This is a genomic window from Evansella vedderi, assembly GCF_030813435.1.
Classification (GTDB): Bacteria; Bacillota; Bacilli; order Bacillales; family Salisediminibacteriaceae; genus Evansella; species Evansella vedderi.
Genome location: NZ_JAUSUG010000004.1, coordinates 45,306 through 70,089 on the forward strand (window position 1 = coordinate 45,306; position 24,784 = coordinate 70,089).

A 24,784-nucleotide genomic window follows, 5' to 3' on the forward strand; every position below is an offset into this window, starting at 1 on the left:
TAAAAAAGCCCCGTCTCTATATAAATATAGAGACGAGGCATTGCTCGCGGTACCACTCTAATTGATTAATTATAATAATATTAACCCACTCGTTTTCGGTGGCAATCACCACCTATCTTCATAACGGTAGAAAACCGACATCCCCTACTAATTATGTTCAGGGAGTAGCTCATGGATGAGTTCAAAGGTTATAACTACCGATTCTCACCAACCATCGGCTCTCTGACAAGTTTATAAATCCTTCTACTATTTCCAATCTTTGCTCATCATTATTAAATTAAATAATATAATATACCAATAAACTCAAGTTGTCAATACTCAATTTGCAGAAAATAAAGACTACTGTGAATACCAAAGAATAACTTAGGCAACTTTTACACAAAAAATGACTAACACATCAGTTGCTTTTCCCGCTGGAGTCGCCGCCTTTCACTTCTCCAAGCTTTTTTATAAGAAACGATTCTAAAGTTATTCCCACAATTTTCGCAGGGCTTTGAGTGATGTTTTCGATTTACTGTATCTTAGGGGAATATCAAAGCTGGTAGTTTGTTTTAAAACACTTTTCTCGTGAGTAAAGGTATCAAAGCTGTATTTACCGTGATAAGCCCCCATTCCGCTCTCCCCAACACCCCCGAAAGGTAAATAAGGGGTTGCCAAATGCATCAGAGTATCATTTATACAACCACCGCCAAATTGAAGGTTTTCCATTATATACTCCTGAGTATCTTTACTTTTGGAAAACAAGTATAACGCTAATGGGCTAGGGCGTTTGCGAATTCGCTCAATCAACTCGTAATCATCCGTAAAGGTTAAAACAGGTAAAATCGGTCCAAAAATTTCTTCCCCCATGACAGGGTCTCCGTCTTCCACCTCAACCATGACCGTTGGTTCCATAAATCGATCTACTCGATCATATTCTCCCCCATAATATATCTTATTCTCATCTAATAGTTTCACTAGGCGATCCACATGCTTTTCATGAACAATCTTTGGATAATCCTTATTAAAGCGTATATCATCACCATATAGCTTTTTAATAAAGTGAACAATATATTTTAATAGCTTCCTACGATGTTTTTCATAGACTAATATATAGTCTGGTGCTACACATGTTTGCCCTGCATTAATAAACTTTCCCCAGACAATTCGCTTCGCTGCAAGCTTTAAGTTAGCATCTTTCATAATGATAGCCGGACTTTTCCCACCAAGTTCCAATGTTACAGGAGTTAGATGCTTCGCAGCAGCTTCCATCACCTTTTTCCCAACTTGTACACTTCCTGTAAAGAAAATATAATCAAATTTTTCTTCCAAAAGGTACTTGGCAGTTTCTGCATCCCCCTCCACAACAGCAACATACTTCTCATCAAAGGTTTCTGCAATTAGGTCTCTAATGACGGAGCTTGTATGAGGCGTTAGCTCAGAGGGTTTAATAATAGCCGTATTTCCAGCAGCCAAGGCACCGATTAAAGGGGCCAATGCCAGTTGAAACGGATAATTCCATGGAGCAATAATTAACGTTACGCCGTATGGATCTTTATACACATAGCTCTTTGCACCGGTATGGGTCAGGGGAGCCTTTTCCTTTCTAGGTGCTGCCCACAGATCGATGTTCTTCACTATATCCTTAAATTCATTATATAAATAGCCAACCTCGGTGAGATAAGCTTCATTTTCTGATTTATTTAAATCACGCTTCAATGCTTCAAAGATTGCCTCTTCCTTGCTCTTTATTGCTTCCTTCAAGCGCATTAATTGCCTTTGTCGGAATTTAATATCCCTTGTTTCCCCTGTATAAAAATAGGTTCGTTGTTTTTCAACAAGTGAATGAATCCAATCGTTCATTCGTTCACTCCCCCTCAAATCATAAATAAGATTGCGTTTTTATAATATTGTCACTCGAATCCCCAACTCGAAGCGTATTCGTGAAGTAACGCTCGTCGCTGGAGTCGCCGCCTTTCACTTCTTTGAGTTTGAGAGAACATTCATTTTCTTTAAAAAATATGTCGGACTGTGTACTCTATATAACTCTAGTTTAGTGGAAAGGGGGAAAGTATTCCACTATTAAACAAGCCCCAAGTATATATATTACAGAAATATTACTTTCAGTATCATTTTTTTTAAACATTTCCTTGAGAAAGTCTTGCCTCAAAAGACCTCTGTACTTTTATTAGTCGGAAGAATAATAAGGTTGCACATACACCTAAACTTAATATCAACCCAACCCAATAGCCGAATGGGCCGAGGGTTGTATAATTGGCAACCACAAAACCAAACGGAAGACCGATAAGCCAAAAAGAGACTAGTGCCATTATGAATGGAATATTCACATCCTTATACCCTCTCAGAATTCCTTGTATTGGTGTATTGATTGCATCGGATAGCTGAAAGAAAATAGCATAAATTAAAAACTGTTGAATTAGGATTGCCACTTCTTCATTCGTTGTATAAAGTGTAGAAACGGGCTCCCTTAATACATAAATAATGACACAGGCCACTAATCCCATGAGAACAGCAAAGATGACTCCAATGACACTATATATTTTAGCATCCTTCAGCCTTTCACCACCTATTTCAAAACCGACGGTGATCGTTAATGCGAAGGCAAAGCTCATGGGGATCATATAGAGTAGGCTTGCAAAGTTAATGGCTGCTTGATGGGCTGCAATTACTTCCGTTGAGAACTGACTCATCAACAACGTCACAGCGGAAAAGATACTTGTTTCAAAAAAAATAGTTAACCCTATCGGTAGCCCTAGAAAGAGAATCTCCTTCCAGGTAATGAAGGAAACACCATATAATTTTTCAAAGACTTGAAAGTTCGTAAAAGGCCTCAATTTTACTGTAAAAAATATAGTTACGATAAAGATAAACCAGTACGTAATGGCAGAAGCATAGCCTGCCCCAATCCCACCAAGTGCAGGGAAACCAAAACTCCCAAAGATTAATAAATAATTGAAAACAAAGTTAACAGGCAAGGCAATAAGTGTAATAATCATCGTTACTCTTGTTTGTCCTAAGGAATCCATAAATCCCCTTAGTACGTTATACATAAATAAAGGAATAATGCCTATAGCCAATCCAATTAAATAATGCTTAGCTATATAGGCCACTTCTTCCTCCAATGACATAAATAGGAGAATAGGATCTAATACATAATAACCAATAATTATAACCGCAACAGAAATAAGGACAGCCAAGTATAACCCCTGTAACACATAGTAACCCACATCGTCTTTTTTCTGAGCCCCTATTTTTTGGGAGATAATTGGTGTTAATGCCATTAGGATACCGCTTATCCCTGTTAGAATTGGCACCCAGAGGCTAGACCCAATAGCAACTCCCGCTAGATCATTTGCCCCTGCCCTACCAGACATTGTTGTATCTATAAAATTCATCATGTATAAGCCAAGCTGTGTTACTAAAATCGGCCACATGACAACCATCAATAATTTAATTTTCTCTCTTACCGTTTTTGTCGTATGCACAATTTCCACCCCACTCAGAATACATTATGATTGTTTTTCATGGTTGTCAAATTGTAAAATCGACAGTGGGTTATTTATATAGGCTATATTCGCAAATTTTATTCTTAAAACTTGGAGAAGCGGAGGACGGCGACTCCAGCGGGAAAAGCAACAAGTCTTTCTTGCGACGAGTAACCGCAGGAGCAGCTGAAGACACCGCAGGGTGGTTTTCCCGAGGAGGCTGAAGTGTTGCCCGCGGAAAGCGTCCGTCCGTAGCGTATCCAAGCCATATTATATTTAATATTAAGGTGGTAACAGTTATGTTTTTTGAAACTCTTTGGCAGTATATTCTTATTTTCGTTATGGCCGCTACTCCTTGGCTTGAAATATTGATCGTTATTCCTATTGGTATTGGGATGGGGTTGCAGCCTTTTTGGGTAGGAGTGGTATCATTTATTGGAAATTTCCTACCGGTAATATTGATTATTTATGCCATTAACTGGTTTCAAGGAACCCAATGGTTTCAAAAGCGGAAAGAAAAGAAAATCCAGAAACAGAAGGAACTTGCCGGTAGTTCCCAAGGTGATCAAAATAATAGGAAGAAAAGTTCAAAAAAAGAAAGGGCAGCCCGCATCTTCAAAAAATACGGTCTGCCTGGTTTAGCCTTGTTAGGTCCTTTAATTACCGGTATTCATCTTGCAGCCATTATCGCCCTATCCTTGAAGGCAGCAAAATTTAATACCGCCATTTGGATGGGAATCAGTCTGCTCCTATGGACGGTCGTCATAACCATTGCATCCTTTTACAGTATTGATTGGGTTACAAAATGGTTCTAACCTTTTTATTACTGAGACTTCCCTCTTCCATCTACAGGTAAAGTAACCAAATCACCATTTTCTTTTAACACATAGTAATAATCAAACAAATTTACTACAGGACAGGCATGATTTGGGAGAACTTCAACTCGTTGATTAAGCTGAAGTTTCTCCCAAATCCCCTCTGCCTCTTCGGGAATTTCCACAATTCCATGTTCCTCGGAAACCCTTGTAACGTAAAGCTCCCCTTCATTTAGTATCTTCCCAAAGCCCTTTACCGTTTCGTTTCCGTGGGCCCCTTTTTCTGTCGTTAAGGATTTACTTCCAGTATCGATGATAAAGCGTCCCTTTTTTTTCGACACTACAGTGGCTAAAACCGTTAATGCCGTTTCCTCTAACTGAGCGGTTCCAAGGCCCACCTGCATAGCATCAAAAAATACAGCATTTCCAGGACGTACCTCGGTTATTCCATCATATTGGGCAGCCCTTTCAAAGGTGGGGGTAGACCCTACACTGCGATGCTCAATAGGTATACCGGCATTTTCGCAAGCGTTGGCACTAGTTAAAATGCTCTCTGCCTCTTCCTTGGCAATTCGATCAATTTCCTCCGGTGAAGCTGCAGCATAGGAATGTCCAGCGTGAGTAAACAAGCCTGATAGCTTCCCAACTGCCTCCTTTTTAATAAATGTAGCTAGTTGAACGGTCTCTTCACGTGGCTCCACACCACATCTGTTTAATCCGGAATTAACTTTGATCCATAATTCTGGTTCAACCTCGAGTATATTTCCTTCCTCCTTAAAAATAGCCGCTTGTTCTTCACTGTCTATCGCAAAAATTAATCGTGCATTTTTTCCTCTTTCCAAGAGGCGACTTATTTTTTTTCGGTCCGTTAAGGGAAAGGCGATTAAGATTTTCTCTATGCCATTATCCAATAGTAACTCTGCCTCTGTTGCTGTTGCAACCGTGATACCAATTGCACCCAATTCCAACTGTTTTTTGGCAATGGCAATGGATTTATGTGTTTTGAAATGAGGCCGTACGTTGACACCATGTTTTGTTCGAACACTCATCATCCTATGTAAATTTCGATTCATTTTCTCTTCATTAATTATTAATGACGGGGTTTCTAATTCCTTTAAATGCTTAATCAATCTCCACACCTCCCCCCTTATTATAACAGCTTTTAAATAGACAATCTCGATACGATAATATACACAAAAATTCAATATTCTTCCAAAATAACCTTCGAATATTTCAAAAAAGAAAACAAATTATATAAGGGCAACATCTTATTATTAATTTTTAGGAGGAAAATTTAATGACTGTAGTAACTCAAGTAAGACAAACACTAGCTGGTTTAAAAAGTGCCCAAGCAAGCTTAGAAACTTTTGCCCTTCAGACAGAAAATCAACAAGCTAAACAAATGTTCCAAACTGCTGCACAGCAAACACAAACTATTGTAGACACACTTACACCACGCTTACAGCAAATCGAACAAGAAGAACCACAATACAAACAACAGTAATACTTATATAAGCCTGTGTGAAATTTCTTTTGCAAAAAAAGGTTGGTGCTATGCATCAACCTTTTAAAAGGATACACACTAATACTTATAGAAAAACATTTCCTGTAGAGAAAGAGGTGGGTCCATGTCCGATCAAAAGAAGAAAAACCAAACACCGGTACAACAAAAATACCAGCAATTTGCTAGCGCCAGGGAAGAGAAACGACCTGTTGTAAAAAACTGCATCAGAGCATTTTTCATAGGAGGTTTAATCTGTTTAATTGGCCAGTTTATTCAATTATTTTATATAACCTTTTTTGATTTCACCGAGAAAACCGCCGGAGACCCAACTGTTGCAACCCTCATTATCATTTCTGTTCTCCTTACTGGTTTCGGTGTATATGACCGATTTGCCCAGTTTGCCGGAGCAGGAACAGCAGTGCCTGTGACAGGTTTTGCTAACTCCGTTGCTTCTGCGGCGATTGAACATCGTACCGAAGGATATGTTCTAGGTGTTGGTGGTAATATGTTTAAGCTTGCAGGATCTGTCATTGTATTTGGTACATTTTCCGCCTTCGTTGTGGCACTAATTCGAACTTTGTTAACTCAATGGGGAGGTTTTTAAATGTTAGTGGGTCATCGTACTTGGGAATTTAACAATAAACCAGTGATTACCTCCACAGGTACGGTTGGGGGACCGTTTGAAGCCAAGGGAAATATTCCAAATGATTTTGATACCCTTCATGAAGACATGTGGCTAGGGCAAGACTCCTTTGAAAAAGCTGAGAGGGTTATGTTTGAAGAAGCTTCCATTAAAGCTATTGAAAAGGGTGGTTTGACGAAGGAAGATATTCAATTTATTTTTGCAGGAGATTTAGTAAACCAACTCACACCTATTACCTTTGCCTGCCGGACCCTTGGTGCACCATATTTCGGTTTATTTGGCGCCTGCTCCACTTCCATGGAAGGCCTTGCTTTAAGTGCCTATATCGTTAATTCAGGAGGTTCTACTTGCGTTCTAACAGGTTCCTCCAGCCACAATGCTAACATTGAAAAACAATTTCGTTACCCAACGGAGTATGGTGCCCAAAAACCACCAACAGCTCAATGGACTGTCACTGCAGCAGGAACGGCTATTGTTCGCGATAAAGGGGAAGGCCCGTCTATTACCTCTGCAACTATTGGTCGGGTCGTGGATATGGGATTAAGTGACCCATACAATATGGGAGGAGCGATGGCACCAGCTGCCGTGGATACTATAGAAGCTCATTTTCGTGATCGGGGTATCGATCCATCCTATTATGATGTTATCGTAACAGGAGACTTAGGGAAAATAGGGCAAACTATTGCTTACGATCTATTAGTAGAACATGGACTCTCCTTAGAAAAAGACCAATTTAGAGATTGTGGGCTTATTATTTATCGAGAAGATCAGCCCGTACTCGCTGGTGCTAGTGGATCGGGATGCTCTGCAGCTGTTACTTACGGTCATTTACTTAACCGTATGAAGCAAGGAGAGATAAATCGCATGCTTGTTGTTGCTACGGGAGCATTGCTTTCACCCCTTTCGTACCAACAAAAAGAAACCATACCTTGTATTGCCCATGCCGTTTCTATAGAAATGTAAATCTAAAGCATCCCACTTTCTAGTAAGAAAGGATGAAAACCTATGACAGTAGCCTCACAGGTTAAGCAATGTGTTGCAAGCCTAAAAAATGTTGAAGCGACATTAAATAGTTTAGCTATTCGCTCTGAAAATGAACAAGCAGAAGAAGCTTTTCGAGATGCTTGCCAAACGACAAGAAGAGTATTAGCGGATATAGAAAAACGAGTTGGTGAACTTGAGTTTGAAGAACCACAGTATAAAGGATTTTAATTAGAATGGGGGGACATCATGCCAGGTTGGTTTGAAGTTGTTATACGTTCAGCAGTAGCCCTTGTTATTTTATTACTCCTCTCAAAGGGGATTATTAGAAAACCTTTAGCACAAATGACCTATTTTGAATTTGTTTCAGCAATTGTTTTAGCTGCCATCCTTGCCATTGGTTCCATAAATTTGCAAGTTCCTATTGCCTATCCTATTATGGGGATCATTATTTGGGGTGCTGTTCCCTACTTGATGGAATGGCTGTCCATGAAAAGTCTTAGATTTCGAAATTTCCTCCATGGGCGTGGAATACCGGTCATTAAGGACGGGAAAATTCTAGAGGATAACCTAAAAAAGCAGCGCTTGTCCTCTGACGAATTACTGAAAAGCTTACGCAGCAAAAACGTGTTTCAAGTTGCAGATGTGGAATTTGCTGTATTAGAAACTAGTGGAGATATTAGTGTATTACCTAAAAAAGACTATCAACCCCTAACTCCAAAGGATTTAAATTTAAAGGTAGCTCCAATTAAGGAACCGGAAACAGTTATTATGGATGGAAAAGTGTTAGATGAACCTTTATCAACAATCGGTTACAACCGACAATGGTTAGAGGTGGAGTTGGAAAAAATCGGTGTAGCTATTGAAAATGTTTACTTAGGACAGGTTGATTCTTACGGACAACTTACGGTTGATTTATTTGATGACAAATTAAAGGTTCCCTCTCCACAGGAAAAGCCTTTGCTCCTTTCAACTATAAAGAAATGCCAGGCTGATTTAGAAGCCTTTGCCCTTGCCACTGATAATCAAGAGGCAAAGCAAATGTACGCGAAAAATGCAAAGGAAATGGATAGAGTCTTAAAAAAGATCAGCCCCTATCTTCAATAAGGGGTTGATCTTTCTTAATGGCTGTTTTCAAAAAGGTATTATATCTCGACTCCGTTACAGGCGGACGCTTTCCGCGGGCAACGCTTCAGCCTCCTCACGAAAACCACCCTGCGAAGTCTTCAGCCGTTATGCCTGTCTCTTCCTCTACAAGCGTTGCTTCGCAGCACATGCGTCGAGACAACTCGTAGCACTCTTAACTGCGACGAGCAAATGAAGTGGCGCAGGAGCAAACTCTAGAAGCTATGCTCGTCGCTGGAGTCGCCGCCTTTCACTCCTTCGAGATATGGATTCTACCTTGGTGCATGTATTCGAAGACTTTTTCCATTTTCTTTGTCCTCATTTATAAGCCAATCTTGCATTCGTTCTATGTCTTCTGAAAAGATTCGGTCTTTTTTTATGGAAGGGACTATTTCCCTTGCCTTCTCCCAATAATCTCGTGTCATAGATGCCATTTTATTAATACCCCTATATTCCACAGCTTGCATAGCACAAATAAGTTCAATTGCTAGAACTCGTCTTGTGTTGGTTACTATTAGAGCTCCATGGCGTGCTGCTGTTGTTCCCATACTAACATGATCCTCTTGATTAGCTGAGGAAGGGATGGAGTCTACACTTGCAGGATGAGCTAGGGTTTTATTTTCTGAAACTAAAGAGGCAGCAACGTACTGCATAATCATGGCACCTGACTCTATTCCAGGTTTCGCACTAAGAAATGGAGGGAGATCATTAAGCTGCGGATTCACCAGCCTTTCTATTCTCCTTTCTGATATATTAGCCAACTCAGCAATGGCAATACTTAAGAAGTCCATGGCGAGGGCAATGGGCTGTCCGTGAAAATTTCCACCGGACAATATTTTTGCCCCTTGTTCAAAAATAAGGGGGTTATCAGTAGCAGCATTCATTTCAATTTCTAATTTGTCTTTTACATAGGACAAAGTTTGCTTCGTTGCACCGTGTACTTGGGGAATACAACGAATAGAATAGGCGTCCTGCACCCTTATTTCCCCTTGCCTCGATGTAAGCTTACTAGCCTTTAAAATTTCTCTAATGTTCCTTGCCACGTCTATTTGCTCCTGATGTCCTCTTGCAAGGTGAATAGCTTCATCAAAGGCATCGATAATACCATTTAGACCTTCGATAGTCATAGCAGCTATCATTTCGCTTTGATCCGCCAGCCTCTCTGCCTCTAAATAGGCTAATGCCCCTATGGCAGTCATTGCTTGCGTTCCATTAATTAGGGCGAGCCCTTCCTTAGCATGAAGCTTGATTGGCTTTAAACCTACTTTCTTTAAAATTTCTGCCGTTTTCCTTTTTTCCCCTCCATAAAAAACGGTCCCCTTTCCTATTAAAGCCAGTGCCAGATGGGATAATGGAGCTAAGTCCCCACTTGCACCTAGGGAGCCCTGAGATGGTATAACAGGGTGAATCCTTTCATTTATAAAAGAAATTAACTGCTCAATTAACTGTGGCCCTACACCAGAAAATCCTTTCATTAACGTGTTTGCCCTTAGGACAAGCATTGCCCTTGATACTTCTTCTTTTAGCGGCTCACCAACTCCGCAAGCATGGGAGTAAATTAAGTTTTCTTGTAATGTTTCCACATCCTCGTTATTAATTTTTACATCGCTTAATTTACCGAAACCAGTATTAACACCATAAACTATTTTTCCATGATGGATAATAGTATTCACTGCTTCCCTTGTTTCTTCTACCAATTTCATTGCTTTGTCACAAGGTTTGACTTTCTCCCCCTTTAAAACAACTTGTTCTAACTCATTTAAAGTTAAAGTATTCCCTGTTAAAATGACCATGGAACTCCCTCCCACCTTTCTTCTTTTATTGTGATAAAGCAATAAAAAAGCAGTGAAGTGAAATCCTTAAACGGATTTCTCTTCACTGCTCGGTTCCTCTTTTTTAAAATGTTGATGTTGTTTGGTAAAAAGCATATGCCCCACCTTTTCCAAGACTTCCCCTTATTCTTTCATAATATTCAAAAAACAACATTGCTGTCAACCTAAATTATTCAACTTACCTTAACGTTCATTTACATGTTCTAAGTACCATCTTTCGTGAAAGGAGCCTCTCCGCTCTGCTTTATCCTCTCGAATATTGTCTAGCTCCTCCTTTGAAAATCCGTGATACTCTCCTAAACAATATATTAGCTCTAATAAGTCTGCCAGCTCTTCCACTGCTTGTTCTGCATTGCCTGCTTCTAAATATTCTGCCAGTTCTTCTTTTAACTTTACTTTTCCCTCCCTTTCAAATTCAGCTGCCTCTAGTCTCCTAACTGAACACTTCGTTCCATTTCTCCGTATTATTTCTGGAATCCGATCCCTTACCAGCTTGTTATACACAGGCATTTCCATCACCCCTTAAAGGCATTAGACAGTGTTTTTAAACAATTTCAGGAAACAAACGGAAAAATCCTTCTAAAACTTAAAAAAATTTATAAAAGAAGGCGACATTTAGGGGAAGGTGCTATTGTGGAAAGAAAAAAAGCCCTTACCGGTTTCATAGAAATGGTTATGAAACCGGTAAGGGCTGATGAATTTGATTTATCTGTTTCATAAAGACGCTATGGAACAGGTAAAGACTGTTGATTTTCACTTACCTGTCTCATGACGACCGCTATGAAACAGATACTACTGGGGAAGGATCGTATAAATTGCCTTTTCCGTTTCGACTCTAATACCATTTTCCCTGTCTTGAGTAGCAAAGTCATCATAAATTGGTATCTCATAGACACTTTGAGGCAATTCCTGTTGTCCACGGTCCGTATGAATTTGTCCTTCCCCATGGAGTATAATCTCTTGGTTTGCCAAATAATCATCTTCATCGTGTCTTTCAATATCCCTAACGGAAACATCATTTAATACTAGCTTTACTTCATCTCTATCGATAATTTCTTCTTTTCCAGTGGAAAATTCGCTTTTATAAATCATTAATGTTTGTCCCTTTTGTCTTTCCAGCCATTCTGTTAATTCGAAAATTGGGTGTACCATCCATCAAGACCTCCTACACTATTTCATAGGAGTACTATTCCCTTTTATGTCATATTTCATCCTCTATAGAAAGTCTTTATCCCCCTTTCTTGTTTAAGACTGAACAAACGAAGTTTTATAATATTTCAAAAATAAAGTTTTTTGTGTTATATTACATTCATTCATGCTTTTTTCATGTTAGCATTCGTCACATACTACTTTTTCAACACAAGGAGAATTGGAATATGGAACAAATACTAGAAATTGCTTACGCTAACCTACTTTCCCCAATGATTTTATTCTTTCTATTGGGAATTATCGCTGTCCTAGTAAACTCCGACCTAAAGGTTCCGACAGCGTTTTATAATGGGTATACGATGATCATTCTTTTCACCATTGGTATTAAAGGGGGAGTGGAGTTAAGGAATGTTTCCCTTGTTGAAATGGTCCCTACGATTATTGCGGCCATATTCTTAAGTTTAATCATGCTATTTATCTCCCATTTCATCCTTTATAAAGTATTTAAGTATTCCTTTGCTGATGCTGTTGCTATTGCTGCCCACTACGGTTCCGTTAGTGCCGTAACTTTCATAGCTGGACTTGCCTTTCTTGACAAAATTGGTGTCACGTATGAGTCTTACATGTCCGCTGTACTTGTCATTATGGAAGGTCCTGCGATTATTGTAGGGATTATTATGTACAAGCTGCACGTCCAAAGCAAGGGGGAGCAAATAACAAATCCGGATGCGAAGCTTGGGCATGTCATTAAGGAAGCTTTCTTTGGAAAAAGTATTTTCCTATTGTTAGGTGGGATATTTATTGGGTTAGTTGCCCATACAGACGGACTCACGCTAATTCAACCATTATTCGGAGACTTGTTCTATGGAATACTATGTATCTTCCTACTTCATATGGGGATGATTGCTACATTAAGTATGGTAAAAATGAAAAATGTAAAACCAGTTTCCTTCTTATTTGCTATTATTTTACCTATTATTGGTGGGATATTGGGAGTAGTAACTGGATCTATCGTTGGTCTATCTGTCGGCGGGACAACCATACTGGCTGTGTTAAGCGGCAGTGCTTCTTATATTGCGGCACCAGCAGCCATCAGCCAAGCCATCCCTAAAGCCAATTCTGGATTATCATTAGGATCTGCTTTAGGAATTACATTACCTTTTAACTTAATTGTAGGTATACCTTTTTATTATTGGTTAGCCACATTATTGGGCTAAAAAGAAAGGCTGATAAGTCAGGTAGGTCATTACCTTACTCATCAGCCTTCTTTATTTTAGAATTGCGATTACTCGACGCAAACTACTCGAGGAAGCGTCTCAGGCTCCGCTTGTGGGCAACGGCGTAAAATCACCGTCCTGGTTCCCCATGGGCAACGCTTCAAATAGCGTCTGTAGTAATTTGCGTCGAGATAACTCGTAGCTGATTCATGTAGCATCGCTCGTAGCTGGAGTCGCCGCCTTTCCCTTCTCCAAGCTTTATAAAAATTTGCGAAAACAGTCTAATTTTTATTATTGTTTTTCTAGAATTTTTTCTAAATGTCCCCGAAGCATACTTCGCCAGCTTGCTGCTAGTTCTTCCACAGCTAATAACTCTTCAATAACTTTTTCATTATATCTGTCATGATGAAAGTTATTGTTAACAAAGGAGACCGAATAATCTGTGCAACGTTTTAAAAAATGAAGTGGGGTAGTTACGGATACTGTCCCTTCCTTTAGGACTCTAAAATAAAAACCAGTATAACTCTTATCTATTACACATTGAGGGGTATCCTCATTTCCTAAACGTTTGGCTAGCTTATGACAAGGAATTCGTGGCTGACTTACCTGTATAACGGCTTGACCCCATTGAAATACATCACCTATATGAACATTATTTTCTTCCAATCCTTTTAAAGTTAAGTTTTCACCAAAGGCTCCTAAAGGAAGCTTATTCCCTAATTCTTGCTCCCAAAAGGGGTAGTGCTCGTAAGGATATGCACAAACAGCTTTATCTAGCCCACCGTGATTCTTCTTATCAGCCTGTTCATCACCTTCAAGGTTTAACTTGCTTAAAAAAATTTCTCCATCTACAGAAGTCTTATTAATGGAAGTAATAACTGTTTTACCTAGTCCTACTAAAGGTTGTGGTTGTCCAATATTAACTGAAATTAAGTTGGCCTTTAGTCGTTTCAAACCGCTTCACTTCCTTTCTTTTTCGGTAATGGATAAAATCACTATTTCTATACTATTGTTCGATTTTCTCAAAACCTTTTTGAGGGTAAATCGCTTTATATTTAATAAATCATGCTTATTGATATTCTTCTACTGCCTTTTTTCCTAAGGCCATCATCGTTAAGTCATCGGATGGAGGGTTGTGTAATCCCGCCCTTACATCACGATAATAACGTTCAAAAGCTTTACTTCTATGTAAGCTTTGTCCTCCTACAATTCTCATTGCTAAATCAACAACTTCAATTGCAGTATTAGTTCCTACCGTTTTCACCGCTGCAAGTTCAGCCCCTAATGTATTCCGTTTTTCTGGATACTCATCCCAAATAGAAGCTACATGATACATAAAATGCCTAGCTTTCATTAATCCCAAATCCATTGTCGCTATTTTCCTGCGAACTTCAGGAACCTCTGAAATAGGATGGGGCAAGGTGTTCGGTTGATAACTCTTTGCAAACTCAATAGCATCGTTTCTTGCTGCAAGGGCAATTCCGAGATAACATGCCGGTATGTGCAGTAGCCACCCTTGTGGTGTCCTTCCATGTCCTGGGTCCTTCGTAGCCACTAATGCACTTGAGGGTACTTGAAGATTCGTCAAGATTAAATCATCACTTCTTGTAGCTCTCATCCCTAATGTGTCCCATGTTTCTTCAAAGTGAATCCCAGGTGTTTCCCTTTGTAACAAAAATTCACCGAAAAATTCCGTTTCTCCATCATGAGCTGTAGCAGTGATAATGATCCAATCTAACACTGGCGCTAATGAGGTGAACGTTTTTTTCCCGTTAATGAGCCACCCATCCTTATTTTTAACTGCTGTTGTCTCTGGCTTTCCTCCACGGGCTGGACTGCCAGTACTTGGCTCCGTAGCAGCAGTATTAATGATTTTATGCTCATCCACCACACTATTAGCCACCTTCTGAAAGACAGCTTCCTCCCACTTTTTAGTATCCCTTAACTGCATAATTGTGCCATTATGCCAACCAAGGGATAAAGCAGTTGCTGCATCCCCCTTAGCAATCGTTTCCTGTATAAGCAAAAACTCATACAAATTAATTTCTTCCCCGCCATATTTTTGAGGGACCGTTAAAGCGGTTAACCCATTGTTTTTTAGGTCGTGGAAGTTCTCTATAGGGAATAAAGCATCTTGATCATATACAGCGGCTCTTCCTTGAAAACTTTTAACCAAATCATTAGCTTTGTTCCAAAGTCGTTCTTGTTTCTCCGTTTTGATAAAACTTAATGTATTAGGATCCACAGCATTTCTTCTCCTTTATCTGTTTATCTTTAACAATACTTTATCATTTTTATTTTCATAACTGTAATTAGTTGCTTTATGGCTTTGTTATAAAATAAATAACTAATTTTATTTTTCCTAAGTCTTGTAACCATACTTCTTTATTTTTTCGACATATTATACATTACCCCTCTATAAGAGAGGGTTACGGGCATTCCACTGACTCCTCCGAGAGCAAGCTATAGGCATGTGCCTTCAACTTGTTCTGTTTTGTGTTGCTCGTAAAAAAATCGGTGGTGCTTACCCATAGCAACTAGCGATTCCCTTCCCGTGAATAGGTGTCCCAAAAGGGCTCATTACCTTATGGGACACCTTCTCTATTTTTTATTCAATTCACCAAAATTCACATATAATTTGTCGATAAATATGCTACTATATTAAAGGTCAAAATACTTTTCATAGCAGTAGTTTTAGTTTAACATCCAATAATTTTGTTTTTTTGACAGGAAAAAACATCCACTAGTTAATACGGTTCTTTTTTTCTATTATAAATATTATGTTTTAAAGAAAAAATAAAACTGGAATTTGACTAATAAACAACATTTCTTTTATAAATCTACAAAATCTTTTCCCAGGAAATGATGAATCTTCTCATATTTTCCCAATATTTTTATTCAAGAGAACCCCAATAAATCGACAGGAAAAGTAGAATGACTAATAAGAGAGATAAACTCAATCAGATGTTGGAGGAATGCTTCATGTTTTCAAATGCAAATATTGGGATAGACCTAGGTACTGCCAATATTCTTGTTTATACAAAAAATAAAGGAATCATCCTAAATGAACCTTCCGTTGTAGCCATTGATATTCATTCGAAAGAAGTATTAGCTATTGGACAGGAGGCAAAGATGATGGTCGGAAAAACTCCTGGAAATATTGTAGCAATTAGACCTTTAAAGGATGGGGTCATTGCAGATTATCAAGTAACGATCGATATGCTTAAACAAATCATGAAAAAAGTAAATAAAAAGATTGGTATGTCCATACGTAAACCAAATGTGGTGGTTTGTACTCCTTCCGGTGCAACATCTGTCGAGCGGCGTGCTATCCATGATGCTGTCAAAAATTTTGGTGCGAAAAATGTAGATTTAATTGAGGAACCAATTGCAGCAGCTATAGGTGCGGATCTTCCTGTTTCGGAGCCTGTTGCCAATGTGGTTGTAGATATCGGCGGTGGTACAACAGAAGTGGCCATTATTTCTTTCGGTGGTATTGTCACCTCCCGCTCCATTCGAGTTGGGGGAGACCAATTAGATAATGATATCGTTCAATATGTTCGAAAGAAATACAATTTGTTAATCGGGTATCGTACAGCTGAGAACATAAAAATGGAAATAGGGTATGCATTAGTGGAACACGAAAAAATGTTCATGGATATTCGTGGTAGAGATTTAGTCACAGGATTACCGAAAACAATTACTTTGAATTCTTATGAAATTCAGGAAGCTTTACGGGAACCATTATTAGCAATCCTTGCTACCATCCGTGACACATTAGAAGACTGTCCTCCAGAGCTTAGTGGTGACATTGTGGACAGGGGTGTCACATTAACAGGTGGTGGAGCTTTAATAAATGGTCTACATCAATGGTTAAGTGAAGAGATTTCTGTTCCCGTTCATGTGGCTCCCAATCCATTAGAAGCAGTTGCCATTGGGACAGGCCGTTCCTTAAACTTTATTCACCGACTTCAAAAGGCGAAATAAAATCAGTAAAGTCACAATATTGTCACGGACCGGGTCGATGAACAAAAGTTCATCGACCCGGTCCGTGAATTTTTTTAGTAAGCTCTTGTTAGTCCTCCATCTACTACTAGTGTTTGGCCTGTAATGTATGTATTCATGGAGGACCTAAAAACAGTTTTGTTCCATAGTAACTGAAAATCTTCCCTTTTCTTCGTTCCCCCACCTTAAAGCAAGCGTATCCCCATGTTTAATGGCTCCTACTCCTTCAGGTGTTCCTGTATAAAGAATATCACCTTTACCTAAGCCAAAATACTGATTACATTGCTTAATAATTTCTTTAAAGTCAAACATCATATCTGTTATGTTCCCAATTTGGACCGTATGTCCATTTTTCAAAAGGGAGAAATCTGTTTTTGTGCAGGCATCTATTCCTGGAAAACTCCAAAATTCCGTAATAACTGATGAATTTCTAAACCCCTTCGCCTTTAGCCATGGATGCCCTTTCTCCTTTAACACTGCTTGTTCGTCCCTTAAGGTGAAGTCAATGCCTAAAGCCATTTTACTAACAACCTCTTCTACCTCAAAAATTTCAGGAACCTCTGTTTCTATGTAGAGAACTATTTCAAGCTCATGATGAATTTCCCCCCGGTTTTTCGGAAAGGAAATTGATTTTCCATCTGCTTTCACCAAGGAGTGTGTCGGCTTAGAAAATAGAATAGGAGATGAGGGAATTTCGTTCCCTAGCTCCTTTGCATGATTAGCGTAATTTCTTCCAATACAAAAAATATTTTTAATTTGATCCATCGTCATCCCCCTAATGAATTTTTAATATTGATTAGCTAAAACTTATGTGGCCCTAAGCCTCAGCATTTTTTAAACGATCGTTTAAATTTTATTTAACATAGATCACCACAGGATATTCCTTTATTTTCCTGAAAGATAAAAGACTCCTATCAATGGGTAATGATCTGATGTCTCACTTTCCATTACTCTTATATCTTCCACTGCAAATTGATCGCTATGAAAAATATAATCAATTTGCCAGTCATGCTTATAGTACGTAACCATCGGTATTCCTTTGTTACTCTTGGTTACCCATTTAGCCCATATTTTATATTCTTTCATAGAGGGTGTAGAGTTTAAGTCCCCCATTAGTAACACTGGATCCTCAAGTCCTGCTAGTTTTTCTTTTATTTGCATTATGGCCTTTTCACGTTCATTATAATTTAACCCTAAATGGGTATTAATAACAGTAATTCTCTCATTCTCTGAAACTTTTAAAGTGGAAATGATTGCTGAACGATCTTCTACTCGATTATTAAAATGAAGTACCTTAGTATCCTCAATAGGAAAAACGGAAAGAATGGCATTTCCATAATATAATCCTGGGAAAGATAAACTAGAATAAAAAGTTGCATACATGTCCAACGCTTCTGCCATCCATTTTACTTGGTCATTGAAACCAGATCGCACACTAAATCTTTCCACCTCCTGCAATCTAATGACCTGTGCATCTAAAGATTTTAATTTCTCAATGGTTCTGCCAATATCCACTCTACCGTCTTGCCCTTTACCATATTGAATGTTATAGGTTGCAACCGTTATCATTTTGTCATTTACTAAAAAAGCATCTTGAACAGAATTCCATGTGTATTGCCCTTTTATAAAACCGTGTACGTAATAGGAGGAAACTAAGAATAAAAAACTAATGCTTATAATAAGAAACATTCGATAAGACATAAGGAAGCCCCCTTACTCACAAAAATTTCCCCTGATTAAACAGGATCTTCAATCCGATTTATACGATAATTCCATTTTACATGAATAATCAGATAATTTTTGTTGTAATATTTTCCTTATGTCTCGTCGTTAACAACTTTTTGTGGAAATCATATAGTGTTTATATCACTTCACGAAAGGGCGACTGTTAATGATTCATATCGTGAAAGCTGGAGAAACCTTGTGGAGCATATCAGAGGATTACCGAACTCCGATCCATTCCATCATACAGGCTAATCCCAGCATTAATCCAGATGTTATTATCGTGGGCCAACCTTTAGTTATACCTGGTTTCCCTCCAATAGAGACCATCCCTTATTCCATACATGTTAATCTTACAAACAGAACATTAACGTTAAAACATAATAATCAGATCCAAAAGGTTTATCCAGTAGGGGTAGGAAGGATGTTGCACGAAACACCTACTGGCAATTTTATCATCATTAATAAGGCGCCTAATCCTGGGGGACCATACGGGACAATGTGGATGAGCTTGTCCAAAAAACATTATGGAATCCACGGAACCAATGACCCTTCCTCCATTGGTAAATATGTCTCAAGGGGATGTGTTCGAATGCATAATAGAGACGTGGAGGAATTGGCAAGCATCATCCCCATTGGAACTCCCGTTACCATATCTCCTTAGTAGCACCGGCTTATTTCGTCAGTAACATATCCACATGGGGGATATTGTCTTCTAAATACACTTCAGAGATAGGTTCGAATCCGAATGATCCGTAGAATTCCCTAAGATAATCCTGAGCTTGTATTTTAATGGTGGTTTCCTTTAATTCACCGTGAAGGAAGGTTATTGCCCGTTCAAGGAGTTCTCTCCCTAGTCCTTCTCTCCTATAGGCTTCCTTTACAATAACTCGACCAAATGAAGCTTCGTCATAATATAAACCATTATGGAAAATTCTGGCATAGGCAATGACTTCCCCATTATCATTTTCTTTAAACAAATGGAAGGCTAAGTTGTCCTTACCATCCAGTTCAGGATAGGGACAGTCTTGCTCTACAACAAAAATATTAATTCGTTCTTTTATAATATTATAAAGCTCATCATTGGAAAGCTCCTCATAGCGTTTTATTTTCCAATCCAAAGGACATCCCTCTTTCTATAAAAATTCCTTAGAATTCTTATATTCTACACAGGTTGAAGGCCATTTGTAAAATAAAGCATCTCCTTTATAAAAGAAGAGGGAGAGGCAAAAGGTTAAAAATCAACCTTTTACCTCTCCCTCTTTCACTATTGAAACTTCAGTTCAAGCTCTCGGAGTAATTCTTCATTCATTTTTCCGGAGACACAGGACTGCATATCAAAGTCAATTCCGAGTTTTTCTTGATAATGTGCCCTTTCTTCCTCATATAAGACTCCAGTTACCATTCCTTGATGGGATCGAACTGTTGCTAGCGCTTCATTTCGATCCGTAAATGGTTTCTCAATCTTTGTTAAGTGCTCTTTGTAAAAATCATAAGTATTCACCTTATTAAAGGTTACACAAGGACTGAAGATGTTAACATGGGCAAATCCTTTATGTTCGATGGCCCTTGCAATAATATCGTTCATTTGTTTAATGTCACCTGCAAAGCCTTGGGCCACAAAGGTTGCTCCATTGGCAATGGATGTAGAAATAGGATCAACAGGATATTCCTTATTTCCGTCCTTCGTTGTCTTCGTAACAAACCCATGCTCACTACGAGGAGAGGTTTGCCCTTTTGTAAGACCATAAATATTGTTATCCATCACTATATAAGTCATATCAATATTTCTTCTGGACGCATGAACAAAGTGACCTAAACCGATACCATAACCATCACCATCACCGCCGGAGGCAATGATCTTTAAATCTGGGTTCCCCATTTTAGCACCTTGTGCTACTGGAATAGAGCGACCATGGATCGTATGATACCCATTGGTCCGAACGTACTCGGATACCTTACCGGAACAGCCTATCCCTGAAATGATCGCAAACTCATGAGGTTCATACCCTAATGAAATGATAGATTTCTGAATCCCTGCCATGATACTGAAATGTCCGCAGCCTGGACACCAGGTTGGTTGGTCCCCTCTCAAATCCTTTAAAGTTGCCATGAAATCAACTCCTTCACTTGTTTAACTATGGATTTAACTGTAAATGGATTCCCATCATATTGAGTAATAGCCTTCGCTCTATCGTGAATTGGTGTATTTTGCTTTAATAACTGTAATAATTGTCCGTTATAATTATTTTCCACAGTTACAATTTGTTTCCCTTGTAGAAGTGGCTCCAGTTTATCAATTGGCAGTGGATACAACTGCTGAATGTGCAAGTGAGAAACTTTCATTCCCTCTTTGTTCAATTGCTCTGCTGCCTCTTGAATCATTCCGTATGTGGATCCCATTCCAACTAAGACCATGTCAGAGGAATCTGCTGTTGTCTGGAATTTAAACGGTTCTTGAATAATAGCACCCTTGATTTTTTCCAATCGTTTCTTCATCATATTTGTACGGTTTTCCGGATCTTCGGAAATGTATCCACTCTCGTCATGCTCGTTGGAGCTAGTAGTGTGAACGGCATTCGGCATCCCAGGTATTGGACGTGGCGATATGCCATCTTCCGTAAAGCGGTATCGTTTGAAATGTGTCTCGTTGAAATTCTTCGCTTCCTCATTCGTTAACAGCTTTCCACGGTCAATGGCTACTCGGTTTGGATCGAAGGAAGGAATAGTCATTTTGTTCATGGACAAGCCTAAATCCAAGCCCACCACAACTGGGCATTGATAGATATCTGCCAAATTAAAGGCTTCTGCAGCAACATAGAAGGCATCCTCTATCGTCGCTGGATATAGTACAATCCTTGGAATTTCTCCGTGAGTACCATAAATCATTTGATTTAAATCACTTTGCTCATGCTTTGTTGGCAAACCTGTTGATGGGCCTCCCCGCTGAGAATTGACAATAACGATAGGAACCTCACTCATCCCTGCCATGCCAAGGGCTTCTGTTTTTAAGCTTAATCCAGGCCCTGAAGTGGAAGTCATGGCCCTTGTACCACTGTAGCTAGCCCCTATAGCAAAACACAAGCCGGCGATTTCATCCTCTACCTGCATGACAGTACCGCCAACCTTTGGCAATTCGTCCGCTAACCATTCCATAATCTCACTAGCTGGTGTAATTGGATAGGCGCTTAAATATCTGCAACCTGCCATTAAGCTTCCGAATGCGGTAGCTTCATTTCCTGAAATAAACAAACGCTTAGATTCCTTCGGGACCTCAAGGGCATTAACTTGATTTGTCACATGAGCGTTTGTTAACTCATATCCCTTTAATACGGCTTGTTTATTAGAGGTAATTACTTCTTCCCCTTTTTTCGCAAAAATCTCTTCTATAAATCCATGTAAAATATCGATAGGAAGCTCTAAAAGTGCAGCACTTACTCCTAAGGCAATCATATTCTTTGACATTGGGTTTCCTAAGTCCTTTGCAATCTGCTTTAGTGGGACTGTAAAAACGGTGTAGACCGTACCCTCGGAAGTTTGACTCCCTTCCACTTGCGCTTCTTTCCCTTCTTGAATTACCAATGCCCCTTCGTTTAAAGAATCCAAACTGTTAGGTAATGTTTCCTTGTCTAAGCATAATAAAATATCAATGCCATCCCCTGAATAGTAATTTCGATCCTTTGTAGCCTTAATTTTGTAGTTCGTATGGCCACCTTTAATACGGGACATAAATTGCTTATAAGTAGAGACGGAGTATCCATAACGTACTAGTGTTTTTGCAAATAATTCTCCAGTGGAATCTACCCCTTCACCTTGCTGTCCTCCTACCATCCATTCAATAGAGTTCCTCACACTATTAACCTCCTTCGATAATTTAATATTTATAAAAGCGGGAGAGAAACAAATGATTCTGTTTGCGTTTTCATTCTTCTATGGTGAAGTTCTCTAACCCACTACGGAAAACACCCTATAAAAAAAAAGTGATTTTTTATATTAGTTTGAAAAATTTAAATATTTAGTATTATTCTATTACAAAAAGAGAAAAAACACAAAAAATATTTATACCTCACTATTCATCAGCATTAGTGAGGTATAATTCTTGTTGTTATACTATTTTAAATAATCTGTATTACAAAATATATAGTAAAATCCCCCGCTTCATACCATAAATTTTTAGCTTATGTTTAAGGAGGTAAAGTAAACTTGTTTTTTTAAAAGCTTGTAGAGGAAGAGAAGAGAAACATACTTTAAAGATATTCGTTTACAGAAACTACTTGGCCATTTGGAAATGCCTCCATGGTTAACAGTTCCCCAACAACCCGTGCTACCGTCTCCGGCTGAAGTAATTGACCCTCGTTTTTATAGTCAATAAACCTGTCTACTTGGGCAAAATCCTCTTTCTTTGAAGAACGAATTTGCTGCTGCATTTGTGTGTCGATGATCCCAGGGGCAAAGGAGACTATTTTTACCGGGTTTTGTACCTCTTCCTGCTCAAGTGCCCCTGTTTGACTCATTAAATTAATCCCTGCTTTCGATGCTCCATAACAGCTCCAGCCATATATAGGGTGTTTTCCCGCACCTGAGGAGATATTAATAACCCGCTTGTCCAACGGCAGATCTTTTGTGTTTTTTATAAATAGTGATGTTAATAGCATAGGGGCAACTAAATTCACATTTAAATTCATAACGATTTCCCCTGGTTCACAACGGTCCAACGGCTTCATAGGAGTTAGCACCCCTGCATTATTAATGAAATGAATACTAGTAGCCCCTTCCTTATCTACCTTTGAAAAAATAGTTTCCGTGAGCTCGTCGATCTTATCAATATTACTTAAGTCATAGGGGATAAAATCAAGCTTTGCCCCATTTAATTCCTGTTCGTTTGGGAATTCCCCTGCCCTTCTCGAAACACATATTAAGTGAAAATTTGGTTGAAGAAGCTCCTTTACGACCGCCTCTCCCAACCCCTTTGATGCACCGGTTATAATAACATAATTCACTTTCCAATCACCCCTACATAAAATGTCTAAAAAAAATATAACATGCTTAACGAGTAATTCCTAAGACTTACATATACTAAATCTGCAGATTTATTTTCTAAGTTGGAATAATCTGCTATGATAAATAAAAAAGTAAATGCATAAAAAGGAGGGATCCCATGACAAAAGAACAGGGATGGATATTTGCAAGATTTGCACTAGTTATAATAGTAGTCCTAGCTTCTCTTTGGTTTCTAGCTTGGTTTTTTACCGTGTCTTATCCATTTTGGATTGCAACCATCCTTGTTTGGATGTTCCTTCCTTTAATTCGTGTTATGAGAAATAAGGTAAAACTGCCAAATGGGTTATCTGTTCTATTTGCACTTTTGATTGGTTTAACCACCATATTTGCTATTATTACAGGTATTGTTTTCCTGATCATTATTGGGGTAAGACGAATATCTGTTTATGTACCCATATGGATCGAACAAGCATCCATTCAAATACAACTGTTGTTTAACCAAACGGTATTACCTTTGTGGCATCGAATAACAGGATTTATGGATTCCCTAACCCCTGAGCAACAAGAAACATTACAAGAAGGAATTACTACCTTAGGGACACAACTTGCAACCATGTTTGGAGAAGCTGGTCAAAAAATTGCGGACGGTCTAACCCACCTAATTATGGCGGTCCCTCCATTCTTAATTGCATTTTTATTTATTTTCTTAGCCTTTTACTTCATCGGAAAAGATTGGGATTCCATGGCTAAAAAGCTTAGACACAGTGTTCCTGCAAGTTTTGTAAAAAAAGGACGGGAATTTCGCAAAATGTTCAGCCATCGTGTCTTAGGTTTTCTAAGGGCACAAATTATTTTAATGGGAATCGCATCGGTGATTGTTCTAATTGGATTATCCATATTAGGCATTGAACAAGCCTTTACCATTGCAGTTATTGTAGGGGTCGCGGAGATACTGCCATACCTTGGGTCCGGGACAATCTTGATACCATGGTTTATCTATTCTTTTATTACAGGTGACATAAGTTTAGGAATTGGACTTGCTATTACATACGGTGTAACTGTTGCCATCCGACAATCGATCGAACCAAAAGTCTTGTCATCGAGCATGAACTTAAACACCTTAGCGGTACTTGTCTCTTTATTCATTGGATATCAGATTTTCGGAATCATTGGTGTTTTCTTAGGTCCTTTCATTCTTGTTATCCTTGTTATTTTGAAGGATATAGGAGTTGGAAAAACGGTATGGTATTTCATTCGTTATGGATGGGCCGATGAAACCACTCCAAAAAATTGAAATATAAAAAA

24 protein-coding genes and 1 other annotated feature are annotated in these 24,784 nt (G+C 38.8%); of the genes, 10 read left to right on the forward strand and 14 right to left on the reverse strand.

The features are described from left to right. Positions 1-25: 25 nt before the first annotated feature. Positions 26-269 (reverse strand) — a binding site (T-box leader). Positions 270-468: 199 nt separating this feature from the next. Continuing rightward, positions 469-1,842, reverse strand: coding sequence for an aldehyde dehydrogenase (locus tag J2S74_RS06520; RefSeq protein ID WP_307323265.1), 1,374 nt, complete (start codon positions 1,840-1,842; stop codon positions 469-471). A 275-nt stretch (positions 1,843-2,117) separates the two neighbouring features. Beyond that, entirely contained in the window at positions 2,118-3,485 is a 1,368-nt protein-coding gene (locus J2S74_RS06525) for an MATE family efflux transporter (RefSeq protein ID WP_307323267.1), read from the reverse strand. A 299-nt stretch (positions 3,486-3,784) separates the two neighbouring features. On the opposite strand from J2S74_RS06525, the gene J2S74_RS06530 reads away from it, so the two are divergent. Next, positions 3,785-4,300: a small multi-drug export protein gene (locus J2S74_RS06530; protein WP_307323269.1), complete on the forward strand. Its 516-nt coding sequence runs from the start codon at positions 3,785-3,787 to the stop codon at positions 4,298-4,300. Positions 4,301-4,308: 8 nt separating this feature from the next. On the opposite strand, the gene J2S74_RS06535 is transcribed toward J2S74_RS06530, so the two are convergent. Continuing rightward, a complete protein-coding gene (locus J2S74_RS06535) occupies positions 4,309-5,430 on the reverse strand; it encodes an alanine racemase (protein ID WP_307323271.1) in 1,122 nt (373 codons plus the stop codon). A gap of 167 nt (positions 5,431-5,597) precedes the next feature. On the opposite strand from J2S74_RS06535, the gene J2S74_RS06540 reads away from it, so the two are divergent. From J2S74_RS06540 to J2S74_RS06560, 5 genes are all read left to right on the forward strand, one after another. Then, positions 5,598-5,804, forward strand: coding sequence for a DUF1657 domain-containing protein (locus J2S74_RS06540; RefSeq protein ID WP_307323273.1), 207 nt, complete (start codon positions 5,598-5,600; stop codon positions 5,802-5,804). Between the two features lie 124 nt (positions 5,805-5,928). Then, positions 5,929-6,408 (forward strand): stage V sporulation protein AC, encoded by a 480-nt coding sequence (spoVAC, locus tag J2S74_RS06545; protein ID WP_307323276.1) that lies wholly within the window; start codon positions 5,929-5,931, stop codon positions 6,406-6,408. Continuing rightward, positions 6,409-7,410 carry a stage V sporulation protein AD gene (spoVAD, locus tag J2S74_RS06550; RefSeq protein ID WP_307323278.1) on the forward strand — a complete coding sequence of 334 codons (1,002 nt, stop codon included), beginning with the start codon at positions 6,409-6,411 and terminating at the stop codon, positions 7,408-7,410. Between the two features lie 42 nt (positions 7,411-7,452). Next, a complete protein-coding gene (locus J2S74_RS06555) occupies positions 7,453-7,659 on the forward strand; it encodes a DUF1657 domain-containing protein (RefSeq protein ID WP_307323280.1) in 207 nt (68 codons plus the stop codon). A gap of 18 nt (positions 7,660-7,677) precedes the next feature. Further along, positions 7,678-8,535: a DUF421 domain-containing protein gene (locus J2S74_RS06560; protein WP_307323282.1), complete on the forward strand. Its 858-nt coding sequence runs from the start codon at positions 7,678-7,680 to the stop codon at positions 8,533-8,535. A gap of 290 nt (positions 8,536-8,825) precedes the next feature. Here J2S74_RS06560 and hutH read toward each other — a convergent pair whose 3' ends face one another. The 3 genes from hutH to ymzB form a co-directional block, all read right to left on the reverse strand. Then, the gene (gene hutH, locus J2S74_RS06565; RefSeq protein ID WP_307323284.1) at positions 8,826-10,346 is read right to left on the reverse strand and encodes a histidine ammonia-lyase; all 1,521 of its coding nucleotides are present in this window, start codon (positions 10,344-10,346) and stop codon (positions 8,826-8,828) included. Between the two features lie 222 nt (positions 10,347-10,568). Next, positions 10,569-10,895: a nucleoside triphosphate pyrophosphohydrolase gene (locus J2S74_RS06570; RefSeq protein WP_307323287.1), complete on the reverse strand. Its 327-nt coding sequence runs from the start codon at positions 10,893-10,895 to the stop codon at positions 10,569-10,571. A 282-nt stretch (positions 10,896-11,177) separates the two neighbouring features. Continuing rightward, positions 11,178-11,537, reverse strand: a complete 360-nt coding sequence (gene ymzB / locus J2S74_RS06575; RefSeq protein WP_307323290.1) for a protein YmzB — start codon at positions 11,535-11,537, stop codon at positions 11,178-11,180. A gap of 224 nt (positions 11,538-11,761) precedes the next feature. On the opposite strand from ymzB, the gene J2S74_RS06580 reads away from it, so the two are divergent. Next, positions 11,762-12,751 carry a sodium-dependent bicarbonate transport family permease gene (locus J2S74_RS06580; protein ID WP_307323293.1) on the forward strand — a complete coding sequence of 330 codons (990 nt, stop codon included), beginning with the start codon at positions 11,762-11,764 and terminating at the stop codon, positions 12,749-12,751. A 291-nt stretch (positions 12,752-13,042) separates the two neighbouring features. Here J2S74_RS06580 and J2S74_RS06585 read toward each other — a convergent pair whose 3' ends face one another. After that, positions 13,043-13,705, reverse strand: coding sequence for an MOSC domain-containing protein (locus J2S74_RS06585; RefSeq protein WP_307323296.1), 663 nt, complete (start codon positions 13,703-13,705; stop codon positions 13,043-13,045). Positions 13,706-13,820: 115 nt separating this feature from the next. Then, positions 13,821-14,996 (reverse strand): acyl-CoA dehydrogenase family protein, encoded by a 1,176-nt coding sequence (locus tag J2S74_RS06590; RefSeq protein ID WP_307323300.1) that lies wholly within the window; start codon positions 14,994-14,996, stop codon positions 13,821-13,823. 737 nt (positions 14,997-15,733) lie between these two features. Between J2S74_RS06590 and mreBH the strand changes: the two genes are divergently transcribed. Continuing rightward, positions 15,734-16,738: a rod-share determining protein MreBH gene (mreBH, locus tag J2S74_RS06595; protein ID WP_307323303.1), complete on the forward strand. Its 1,005-nt coding sequence runs from the start codon at positions 15,734-15,736 to the stop codon at positions 16,736-16,738. A 144-nt stretch (positions 16,739-16,882) separates the two neighbouring features. Here mreBH and J2S74_RS06600 read toward each other — a convergent pair whose 3' ends face one another. Together J2S74_RS06600 and J2S74_RS06605 are read right to left on the reverse strand one after the other, a co-directional pair. Continuing rightward, positions 16,883-17,521, reverse strand: a complete 639-nt coding sequence (locus J2S74_RS06600) for a fumarylacetoacetate hydrolase family protein (RefSeq protein ID WP_307323305.1) — start codon at positions 17,519-17,521, stop codon at positions 16,883-16,885. A 120-nt stretch (positions 17,522-17,641) separates the two neighbouring features. Further along, entirely contained in the window at positions 17,642-18,457 is an 816-nt protein-coding gene (locus tag J2S74_RS06605) for an endonuclease/exonuclease/phosphatase family protein (protein WP_307323307.1), read from the reverse strand. A 190-nt stretch (positions 18,458-18,647) separates the two neighbouring features. Between J2S74_RS06605 and J2S74_RS06610 the strand changes: the two genes are divergently transcribed. Continuing rightward, positions 18,648-19,142 (forward strand): L,D-transpeptidase family protein, encoded by a 495-nt coding sequence (locus J2S74_RS06610; protein ID WP_307323309.1) that lies wholly within the window; start codon positions 18,648-18,650, stop codon positions 19,140-19,142. A 10-nt stretch (positions 19,143-19,152) separates the two neighbouring features. On the opposite strand, the gene J2S74_RS06615 is transcribed toward J2S74_RS06610, so the two are convergent. The 4 genes from J2S74_RS06615 to J2S74_RS06630 all read right to left on the reverse strand — a co-directional run bounded on the left by J2S74_RS06615 (position 19,153) and on the right by J2S74_RS06630 (position 23,478). After that, positions 19,153-19,599: a GNAT family N-acetyltransferase gene (locus tag J2S74_RS06615; protein WP_307323311.1), complete on the reverse strand. Its 447-nt coding sequence runs from the start codon at positions 19,597-19,599 to the stop codon at positions 19,153-19,155. Between the two features lie 146 nt (positions 19,600-19,745). Beyond that, positions 19,746-20,591: a 2-oxoacid:ferredoxin oxidoreductase subunit beta gene (locus J2S74_RS06620; protein ID WP_307323313.1), complete on the reverse strand. Its 846-nt coding sequence runs from the start codon at positions 20,589-20,591 to the stop codon at positions 19,746-19,748. Then, complete coding sequence (locus tag J2S74_RS06625; RefSeq protein ID WP_307323315.1) at positions 20,579-22,330, reverse strand: 2-oxoacid:acceptor oxidoreductase subunit alpha; 1,752 nt, start codon at positions 22,328-22,330, stop codon at positions 20,579-20,581. Before J2S74_RS06625 ends, J2S74_RS06620 begins: the two co-directional genes overlap by 13 nt. Before the next feature lie 395 nt (positions 22,331-22,725). Beyond that, positions 22,726-23,478, reverse strand: a complete 753-nt coding sequence (locus J2S74_RS06630) for a (S)-benzoin forming benzil reductase (protein WP_307323318.1) — start codon at positions 23,476-23,478, stop codon at positions 22,726-22,728. 158 nt (positions 23,479-23,636) lie between these two features. Here J2S74_RS06630 and ytvI point away from each other — a divergent pair, with 158 nt between their 5' ends. Then, positions 23,637-24,773: a sporulation integral membrane protein YtvI gene (ytvI, locus tag J2S74_RS06635; protein ID WP_307323320.1), complete on the forward strand. Its 1,137-nt coding sequence runs from the start codon at positions 23,637-23,639 to the stop codon at positions 24,771-24,773. Positions 24,774-24,784 lie beyond the last annotated feature (11 nt).